A 9,301-nucleotide genomic window follows, 5' to 3' on the forward strand; every position below is an offset into this window, starting at 1 on the left:
CTCTCGGTTGGCCAGACAGCCGGTCGTTCGACGGTCAGTGGTTGTCGGCGGCGCCTGGTAGCAACAGGACCTGACCGGGCTCGATCTTCGACACGTCGGCGATGCCGTTGAGCTCGGCGATCGCGCGGTACTGCGTCGACCCGGTGCTGGCGAAGGCGACGGACGGCAGCGAGTCGCCCCGAACGACGACATGCGACCGCCGTGACGAGGGCGAACCAGACGTCGGGTTCTGCCCCGCCGTCGTCATACCGATCTCCTCCAGGGTGATCTCACACACCGCGCGCAGCGGTTCACCATCCGCGGAGAAGCGGGTGTACGTCGCCTTGACCCCACTGAGGAACGCGACGAAGGACACCGACTCGAAGCCGCCCCAGCGGAACTTGACCCAAGGAGGCGAGGGGCGGTCGTCGAAGCGGCTGCCCTCGGTGGGCGTGCAACAGCCCAACAGCGTGCCGACCCGGGCGTCCACCGACTTGCCCTTGGTGTCCTTGTCGTCGAGCACCACGGACATGGCGAGCACCCGCGGCCGACTGCCGGTGAACTCCGGTACCGAGGCGTGCTGCGCCAACCGGGCGTTGTGCCGCGCCCAGGACACCTCCTTGACCAACGAGAGTTCTGCCGGGTTGAACTGGAACTCGATCTGGTCGGTCAGCCCGCCCGGCCCCGCCTGCCCGCCGGTCGGCGGCGCATAGATCTCCAGGGTGGCCTTCACCATCTTCTTCTCCGGCATGACCCCTCCTTCTTGTCCTTCTTGCTCGCGCTGCTCGCTTGTACGTGGGTGCAGGTGCGCTGACACCTGCCGGGACGGGGGCGGACTACGCGCCGCCCTGGCGGAAGAAGCCGCCGTGGACGAACTCGATCTCCTCCGTGGCGATGCCCGCACTGCCGGCGTCCAGCGTCGGCCCCCGCCATGCCACGGGCACCACGTCCCGAAGCTCCCACTTGGCCACCTCCTCGCCGTTGGTACCCAGGCAGGAGATCTGGCCGGTCAGCCGGTCCGGCCTGCGCACCGACTCCTGGACCCACTGACACAGGTCCATGGTGGCTGCGACCACCGGACGGGTCACCACCAACGGCGCATACCTGATACGGGTGTTGAGGTGCACCGGGGACTCGTTGATACCGCCCTCGATGACCTCGTCCACCTCCACCGACAGGGCCAGCCCGCTGCACCGCGTGAACAGCCCGAGGTCCTTGCCGTCGATCGTGAGCGAGAACCGGTTCACCGATATCGCCGTCGGGTCCTTGGCCATGATGCGCCTGGACCTCCTTTCCGTTGGTTACGAGGGGAGCCTCAGCGGCCTTCGAGGTCTGTGTCCTTGTGCGGTGCCTTGGCCTCCGCCTGGAGAATCCCGATGGGAATGCCCCAGTCAGCCCGGGCCGTTGGGTCAGTCGGGACCCCCGCGCTCTCCGTCGGTTCGGTAGCCGGCGTCGAGGAGAGGTCCGTGGCCCGACCGCGCGGCTCGGGCGCGTGCGCACCGATGCGCCGGAAGACGGGGTGACCGGTAGCTGCTCCTTGATTCTGCCGGTTTTGCTGGTTCTGCTGGGGACCCCGCTGGCTGTTGTCCGGCTGCTGTTCCTGTCCCTGTCCCCGTTCCCGTTCCCGTGCCGGCTGCTGGTTGTTGCGGCTCCCGGGAACGGCCCAGGGCTGGGGCGGTGCGAACGGCATCAAGGCCCAGGCGCAGGGCGGCGCCTCGGGCATCCAGAGCCGGGCGGCTCCGCCGTACTGGACGGGGGTGAGGGCGGTGGAGGCGGTGGTCTTGGTGTCTGTACGGCGGTTGGGGGCGGTGGGGATTGAGGGCGTGCGATGGGGGGACGGAGCTGATGGCTGCGAGGGCGTCGGAGCGGAGAGCGCGTCACCCGGAGGTACGTGTGCCTCCGGCCGCGGTGTCGAGGGCGTAGGCGGGCTCGACGGGGTCGCATCGCCCCGGCGCGGCAGGTCGGTTGATGCCTCATCGGTGACTGGGCCGGTCCGCTGCCTCCGTACTGTCGGCGGCAGCGGAGCCCACGTGTTCGCGTTGACCGAGGTCACTGAGCGCAGCGGCACAGGCTCTTGGTGTGGTGCCGCCGTGGGGCGAGACTCTCGCGCGGCGTGCGCCGAGTCTGTGGGTTCAGGCTCGACGGCAGCCGGGGGCTTCGACGCACGGGGCTGCCCTGCAATTCCTTGCGTTGACTGTGCCGAACGGGTCTGCGGTGAGGCGTCTTCGCTTCCTGCGGAAGGGCGTTGATCCGGAGTGGTGTCGGCTGTGCCATCGGTGGCACGCGGGTCGACTGCAGCCTTGGTGGTGGCCGAGAGGACGTCTTGCCCGACCTGATGGGCCTCGGGTACGTGCCCATGGCCCGGCCCTGTCCGCTCATGTGCGCTAGGGGCGTGGGTGATGGAGTCGGCGTGCCGGACGGTGAGCGGCTGACTGGACACGGATGGCCCGGCTTCAAGGTGCCTGGAAGCGGAGGGGTTACGCCCCTCGGCGTGAGTGCCGAAGGCGGGTGTGCTAAGGGCGTCGGCGGGTTCCTGCCCTCGTGCGGCTCGGCCGGCGTGCGCACCGGACGACGGGGCCAGCGGCATGCCCCCCGGGTCGGATGGTGCGGGGTGACGCACGTGGAGGGGTGCTGCCATATGGGCCCGCGCTCCCGGCGTGGTGCGCTGGGGGGTAGGCGTGGCGGGTTCGGCGTCGTCGCTGTTTCCGTGGTGTGGGATGTCAGTGGCCCGAGGGGAATCCAGCGTCTGGACATGGTCGGCGCCTGGATGGGGATGCACTCCTCGGTCGGCCTCCGGAACTGGGGCCACCGGCGCATCGATTGAGGACGGGTGTGTCTGTGCCGCAGGCACGACGGTCCTGGGAAGCGCGGTGCTGTCGTCCTGCCCTCGGGGTGCGAGCTGAGGATCGGTTTGCGGGCTGTCCGGCATGTGCCGAGCCTGGGACGGTTGCGCCGTCTGAGCGGGGGCTGCTTGGGCACGTCCCTGGGACGCACCGTCATGGGCGGCGGCAACACCATGGCGCTCGGGCGCGGCAGTCGTGTTGTCCGTGGAGACAGGGTCGTCCTGTTGGCCGTCGGGAACGGAGTCCGTGTCCTGTGCGGTGCGAGCCGTCCGTGAATGCCGGTCAGGTCGTCGGGATTTCTTGGCGAGTGGGAGACGTCGCGTGGCGTGGTCCGCGAGCTCCTGTGTTTGCAGGGGCGCGGCCTGGCCGTCCCGAGGTGCCTTGGACAGGTGGCCGGGCATAGCGGTCTCGTCGGCGGCCGAAGCCGCACGCGTCGGGGCCGTGTTCGGGTTCTCGGCCCGAGTGGGTTGGGCCGCGGCTGAGGGGCGGGCGTTGATGAGTTCAGTGGTGCCGATTACCGGCTCGGTCGTGCCGGCCTGGGGCGGTTCCGTGACCGACGCGTTGTTGGCCGTGGGCAGGTGCTGAGGTGTGCTGGGATGTTGCTCGGCGTGCTCCTGCGCCTGCTTGGCTGGCTGGGGACCGCGGTCGTGCGACGCCGCGGCATCCTGCGGAAGACGTGCTGTTGTCTCGTCAGGGCCCGTGCTTCGGGAGATGTGCGTGCCGGGGTGCTTCGTACGAGGCACCCCGGCACGCGGGCCGGAGAGCTGGGTGAGGGGAAGCTGCTCCGGGGTCGGGCGCGCGGGGTGGTCCGTGTGCAGAGGCACGTCCCGGCCTGCTGCTGGGGCGGGATCGACCGCGAGAGTGGTTGACGACTCCTCGCCGGAGGCGGCCGTATGCCATGCCTGCTCGGGGGAGTGGTTAGCCCCTCCAAGGGCCGGATCGGTCGTAGCCGTGACGTGTGACGGGGCGCCCATGTCTGTGGTCTGGCTGTCGATGGCCTGCTCGTTGGGGGCTTTCGGTGCGGCACCGTTGGCCGACGTGCTGGGCTGCCGGTCGTCGTGTCGCGGCGCGGCTGCGCGAGATTCCACTGTCGTGGCAGGGGTGTGCACCGGGTGTTGACCGGCGGGTATGGGGGTGGGAGGAGTCGTGTTGCACGGCTCGGCGACGCCTTGCGACGTGGCCGCGCTCGGGGCACCCGGGGAGGTGGGGTGCGCGTCCACTGCACCGGTTGCCGGAACTCCCTTGGGGCGGACGGGAGTTACGGAGACCGGCGGCGTGGAGCCCTGCGGATATGGGGTCGTGGGGGCGCCTGCCGGGGCCTCCCGAGGGTTGTCCGCTGATTCCGTAGTGCTCGGCGGACCAGCAGGGCTGCCCTCGCTGACTGCCGGAACTTGCTCCTGGCCGTTGCTGGCGCCAACGGGAACCGCGGGGCGGGCGGCGCGGGCAAGGTGCGGTTGGGCGCGCACCGGCTTCGACGCACTCGCACCCGTCGTCTGCTCCGGTGCCTGGTCGCGACGTTCGGCTGTGTCCAACCGAGCAGGGGGCGCCGCATGACCTCGCACGGAAGCGGCGTCAGGTGAAACCGCCCCCGGTGCGGTCGGCCGCGGCTGCTGACTGCTCGCCGCGTTGGGTTCGGCTACCGGGCCGGTGGATGTGGTGACTTGCTGGTCCCAGGCATGCGCTGGCCCGGCGTGCCCTTCACCCATGGACGAAGCGGGCGCGCTGAGAGCCGTGAAGGACTCGGCTTGCTGGGGTGGCCGAGGCGTAGGGCGCTCCGATGTCGTGGCTCGCCGCGGCGCCGCGGATGCGGACGCCTCGGTGGGACCCGGGGTGTCGGTCGCCGCCGCATGGTTGGCGGCAGCCGTTCCAGCCGCCCGCTCCTCGGTACGGGCCTGGGACGCTTCTCCGGTCTGTACCGGCGCCGGAATGGAAACTGCGTCGTCTGCCGAGGAACCGGGCGGCCGTGCCGCTGTCGACACGGATCGAGGCAGTGTCTGTTCGGGCGCGGGCGCGGGCGCGGGTGGGGCGGCGGTGGCGCACGTTGGATCGTCGACAGCAGCGATGGGTTCGACTGCCGTCGATTCCGATATCGGTTCCGGTTGCGGAGCGGACGGCAACTGCCCGCCCTCTGAAGGTCGCGCCGGCTCGGTCTTGCGATGCCTGCGTAGCCGAGGGGCAAGTGCGGTCCGAACCCAGCGCACGAGCGGCTGCCGAGTACCCGGAGTCCACACCGTGCCGGCGGTGGGGGAGGGCGAGGGCGAAGGAAGGGAAGACGGGGCGGGGTCTACCTCCTCGTGACGTTCAACCGGCTTGTTGGTGAGCGGTGTTGTCGTGACTGATCGTGCAGGGCGGTCCGGAACGCGGAACTCCTGAGACGGGGTGACGAAGGCCGAGGCGCCTGTCGTCTCCTCTCGTGGTGCACCGCGCTCGTCGACCGTGATCGGGGTTTCCCCAAGCGTCGCCGGAGCGTTGTCCTCGTGCCCTGCGGAACGACGGGATGGAAGAGGGCTCTTGCTACCGAGCCGGAGCCGACGGCGGCGGCCTCGCACGCCCGGCTCCGGTCGACTGCCTGCGGAGTCTGGGGTCGCCACGGAAGCCGGATCTGCGGAGGCGACGGCCTGCGTAGCCGACGCGTCGCCCTCACCGGCGTCGTAGCGGGAGGAACTCCACGCCCCCCGGCTACCTGCGGAGACCGCGGGCCGTGCGGCGGCCGCGGAGCCAGGAGCCGTGCTGGTCTCCACGGTCTCGGCGTCCTTCCCGACCTCCGGGGACGCCTCCTCCCGCCGCGGCCGCCAGTACAGTTCGGCGGCGGGATGGCGCGTGCGGAGCGCCGTCGTGTCCCACAGCCCTGCCGCTGCCTGGAGCGCTCTTGGCGGATCGGTGTCGATCAGCGTGGTGAGCTCGCCGGCGATCCGGTGGTCCTGCCAGGCGACCAGATGCTCGGTTGTCCGCCGGACGTCGGTGATGGTGTCCAACTCGCCTGCGATGACTGTGCGGACCGGCTCAGGCAGCATCACGGGGGGTGTCGGCTGCGCCGCGGTATCGGGCGCCACCTGGGCTGTGTGCACCGCGCCGGTGTCGGCCGGTGCGGCCGTGGCTCGGGCCCCGCCCGTAGCACGGTCGGTCGACCGGGAGATCCGGTGCGGCATGGTCCTCAAGTCCCGTCTGCAAGACGTTGGTTGATGGTGGCGATCTGGCTGATGTAGCTGCGCCGCTCGACGTGGTCGAGGTCGAGCAACTCGCCGTGTGGCCAGTGGAAGTGGTAGGCGATGTACGCGATCTCGGAGCGCAGTTCCTTGGCCGCGTACGTTTTCATTCCCCCAGGCGGCTCCCCATGTCCACGTCGAACTCGTGGCGGCACTCGGGGCACACCGTTGACGCGAGCGACGTGCCATCGGTGTTGATCTTGCTGTAGAACTTCTGCAGGAAGGCGAGGTCCACTGCGAAGAACTGCTCGACGATGTCCGCGTCGACGGTCGTCAGCGTGCCGAGTCGGGTGATCAGTCGACCCAACAACACCACCGACAGGTAGGCCGGGTTCTCGCGGACCCGCATGTCGCTGAGCGGGATGAGCTCGTCGCGGGCCGTCGAGAGGCGCATGGTGCCCTCGCGGTGGACCACTCCCTGCTTGTCCACGTAGCCGCGTGGCAGGGTGAAAGGGAATTCCGTGCGGAGGGGCGCAGGATTGCGCTCGGGTCCTGCGCCCCCGCTCACGGGCGTGGGCGCGTTGGCCGAGAGTCCTGACGGGGGTGGTGCCTGCGGCCCTTCAGCCACGCGCCCGCGCCTCACGAGATCTTGACCTCGTCGCACTCAAGGATGAACGTCTCGTCCACCGGGTTCTCGTTAGTGACGTCGAGGTCGCCGGGCGTCCAGGAACTCACCCAAGCGCCGACCAGATTGACGGTGATCTTGTCACTGCCCTTGTCGGCCGGGGTGAAGACGATGCTGGCGTTCACCTTCTCGCAGTTGGCCGGGTCCGTCGCGGCGTTCTTCAGCCAGGCGGTGAGCTTGTCGCTCTTCGCCATGCCCCGAACGAGCGTGATGCTCGGGGGAGTCAGGGCGCCGGCGTACTTCTGCGTCTTGATCTGGCCCTGGCCGTTCGTGGTCTTCACGAGGACGGGCTCGACCCGGATCTGCAACCCCGAGACCCGCTTGAGGGTTTCGAGCTGGACGCCGTCCATCTGGAACGTGAAGGAGCCGGTCCGGAAGATGTGACCGTTGTTCTCAGCGGGCATGGAAATTACTCTCGCTTTCTGTCAGGGATTGGTTGGGCGTGAGGTGGACTACTCGCCGCCGGAACCCGACGCCGAGTCCTGCGCGATGCGGAACACCACGAACTCGGCCGGCTTCACCGGCGCCACACCGATCTCGCAGATGATCTGCCCCGCGTCGATGACCTCGGGCGGGTTGGTCTCCGCATCGCACTTGACGTAGAAGGCCTCCTCCGGCGTGCTGCCGAAGAGGGCACCGCTGCGCCATTCGTTGGTGAGGAACGCGGTGATGTTGCGACGCACCGTGGCCCACAGCCGCTCGTCGTTGGGCTCGAAGACCACCCACTGCGAGCCCAGGTAGACCGACTCCTCCAGGTAGTTGAAGAGGCGTCGGACGTTCAGGTAGCGCCAGGCCGGATCGCTGGACAGGGTGCGCGCGCCCCACACGCGGATGCCGCGCCCGGGGAAGCTGCGGATGCAGTTGACGCCCGCGGGGTTGAGCTGCTCCTGCTCGCCCTTGGTGACCTGGACGCCCAGGTCGAGGGCGCCGCGCACGACCTCGTTGGCGGGGGCCTTGTGCACGCCGCGGGCCTCGTCGTTCCGGGCCCACAGGCCGGCGACATGGCCGGACGGCGGTATCAGGAAGCCCTTGCCGGAGACCGGGTCGGCGACCTGGATCCACGGGTAGTACAGGGCGGCGTACTTGGAGTCGAAGCCCGCTTCGTTCTGGCGCCACTCGTACACCTCGGTCGGGCCCATGTCCGGCAGCGGGTCGAGGATGGCCATCCGGTTGGCCATGTTCTCGCAGTGGTTGATCATGGCTAGCTGGATGGCCTTGACCTGCTCGCGGCTGACCGCACCGCGCTGGTGCGCCGCCATCAGGTCGGGGGCGACGACCATGGTCACGTCGTCGATGGCCTCCAGGCCCGACAGCCCCGAGCGGTCGTTGACCTTGCCGACGTAGCGGCCGACCACGTCCTGGGTGGCGGCCGGGGCCTCGGCGGTTCCGGCGGGCAGCGCAAGGGTGGTGGAGTCGGGCAGTGCCAGCGCCGCGCCGGTGGCCTTGGCCTCGTCCACGGTCACGAACTTGGAGCGTTCCTTGACCTGGGTCACCACGTAGACGGGCGATGCCTTGTCGGCGGAGACGTCGAAGGTCTCGGCGGTCGCGCCGTCGACCTTGACCGCGAAGGTGAAGAGGTCGCTGGCGGCGGCCTCCGGCGCGCTGTCGTCACCGTCCTTGGACGTTGCCTTCGCCTTGTCGGCGCCGCTCGTCGTCCCCGCGGTCCGCTTGGTCTTGGGGTCGGCCGGCTTGCGCTGCACGTCGACCGAGAGGTTGCGTCCGGCGGCGGCCGGCAGGGCTGCCACCCGGAATCCGCCGAGCACTTGGGCGGGGGCGGCGCTCACGGATGCGGAGCCCTCGACGGCGTCGCCGCCCGCGGACTGGCCGCCGACCCGTACGACGTAGCAGGTGCCACCGCCGTTGGCGAAGTAGCCGTAGACGGAGTGCGCCAGATAGGAGTCTTCCTGGAAGTCACCGAAAGTCTTGGCGAACTGGCTCCAGTTGGTGATGCGAACGGGCTCGTTGAGAGGTCCCTGTTCGGCGAAGCCGACGAACGCGGCGACCGCGGTGGCCACGCCTTCCACCGGCCGGGAGCCGCCTTCGGTCTCTTCAACGAACACACCTGGAGACAGATAGGTAGCCATCCAGCGCTCCTTCTCGTGAGTTGTCCCGATGGGGAATCGTTTTCGCGTCCCGCATTCCTTGGAGCCCTGCGGAACTTTCCGTAGGGAAAGGGGGAGTGCGGGTCATCCGCCAGCGGTGGAGAGTGATTTTCTCTTGCCGTGTGACTGGCTCAGCGCCGGCCTTGACCAGCGGATTCTGGTATGGATCATCGTCGCTGCGTCAGCGCCGTGTCAATGGAATGTGGTGTTCCCGAGAGATCCCAAGTCGTTTGTCATCCGTGGTCCGCGGCCGATCCACTTTTGGCCGACAAGAAAGCGCGCGATGCGGCAGATGGTTGAATTTTGCAGGGTCAACTAAGGGTGGAATCAGTCGACTTTCTGCTTCGGTGCGGGTGGCGGCCGGATCGGAGAATGGCTGGTGTACGCGCGAGCGCGCACCGGTAATGGAGCTTGAGGAGGACGGCGATGGTCACCCCCGATCCGGAGGGCGCCTACAAGGCGTTGGAGAAGTTCGGTACGGATTTCACCGCGGCGGCGCGTGAGGGCAAGTTGGATCCGGTGATCGGTCGGGATCAGGAGATCCGG

At 69.2% G+C, this 9,301-nt stretch carries 6 protein-coding genes; all 6 read right to left on the minus strand.

Translation table 11 applies throughout. The features are described from left to right. Positions 1-34 precede the first annotated feature (34 nt). The 6 genes from ACIQU6_RS30480 to ACIQU6_RS30505 all read right to left on the minus strand — a co-directional run bounded on the left by ACIQU6_RS30480 (position 35) and on the right by ACIQU6_RS30505 (position 8,737). Positions 35-730: a LysM peptidoglycan-binding domain-containing protein gene (locus ACIQU6_RS30480; protein ID WP_403484923.1), complete on the minus strand. Its 696-nt coding sequence runs from the start codon at positions 728-730 to the stop codon at positions 35-37. Positions 731-815: 85 nt separating this feature from the next. Continuing rightward, positions 816-1,253 carry a phage tail protein gene (locus ACIQU6_RS30485; protein WP_403484924.1) on the minus strand — a complete coding sequence of 146 codons (438 nt, stop codon included), beginning with the start codon at positions 1,251-1,253 and terminating at the stop codon, positions 816-818. Between the two features lie 4,723 nt (positions 1,254-5,976). Then, entirely contained in the window at positions 5,977-6,138 is a 162-nt protein-coding gene (locus ACIQU6_RS30490; protein ID WP_403484925.1) for a DUF6760 family protein, read from the minus strand. Next, a complete protein-coding gene (locus ACIQU6_RS30495; protein ID WP_403484926.1) occupies positions 6,135-6,611 on the minus strand; it encodes a hypothetical protein in 477 nt (158 codons plus the stop codon). Before ACIQU6_RS30495 ends, ACIQU6_RS30490 begins: the two co-directional genes overlap by 4 nt. Next, positions 6,608-7,057 (minus strand): phage tail protein, encoded by a 450-nt coding sequence (locus ACIQU6_RS30500; RefSeq protein ID WP_403484927.1) that lies wholly within the window; start codon positions 7,055-7,057, stop codon positions 6,608-6,610. Before ACIQU6_RS30500 ends, ACIQU6_RS30495 begins: the two co-directional genes overlap by 4 nt. A 48-nt stretch (positions 7,058-7,105) precedes the next feature. After that, positions 7,106-8,737: a phage tail sheath family protein gene (locus ACIQU6_RS30505; protein WP_403484928.1), complete on the minus strand. Its 1,632-nt coding sequence runs from the start codon at positions 8,735-8,737 to the stop codon at positions 7,106-7,108. Positions 8,738-9,301 lie beyond the last annotated feature (564 nt).

It is taken from the genome of Streptomyces sp. NPDC090442 (assembly GCF_044769405.1).
Classification (GTDB): domain Bacteria; phylum Actinomycetota; class Actinomycetes; order Streptomycetales; family Streptomycetaceae; genus Streptomyces.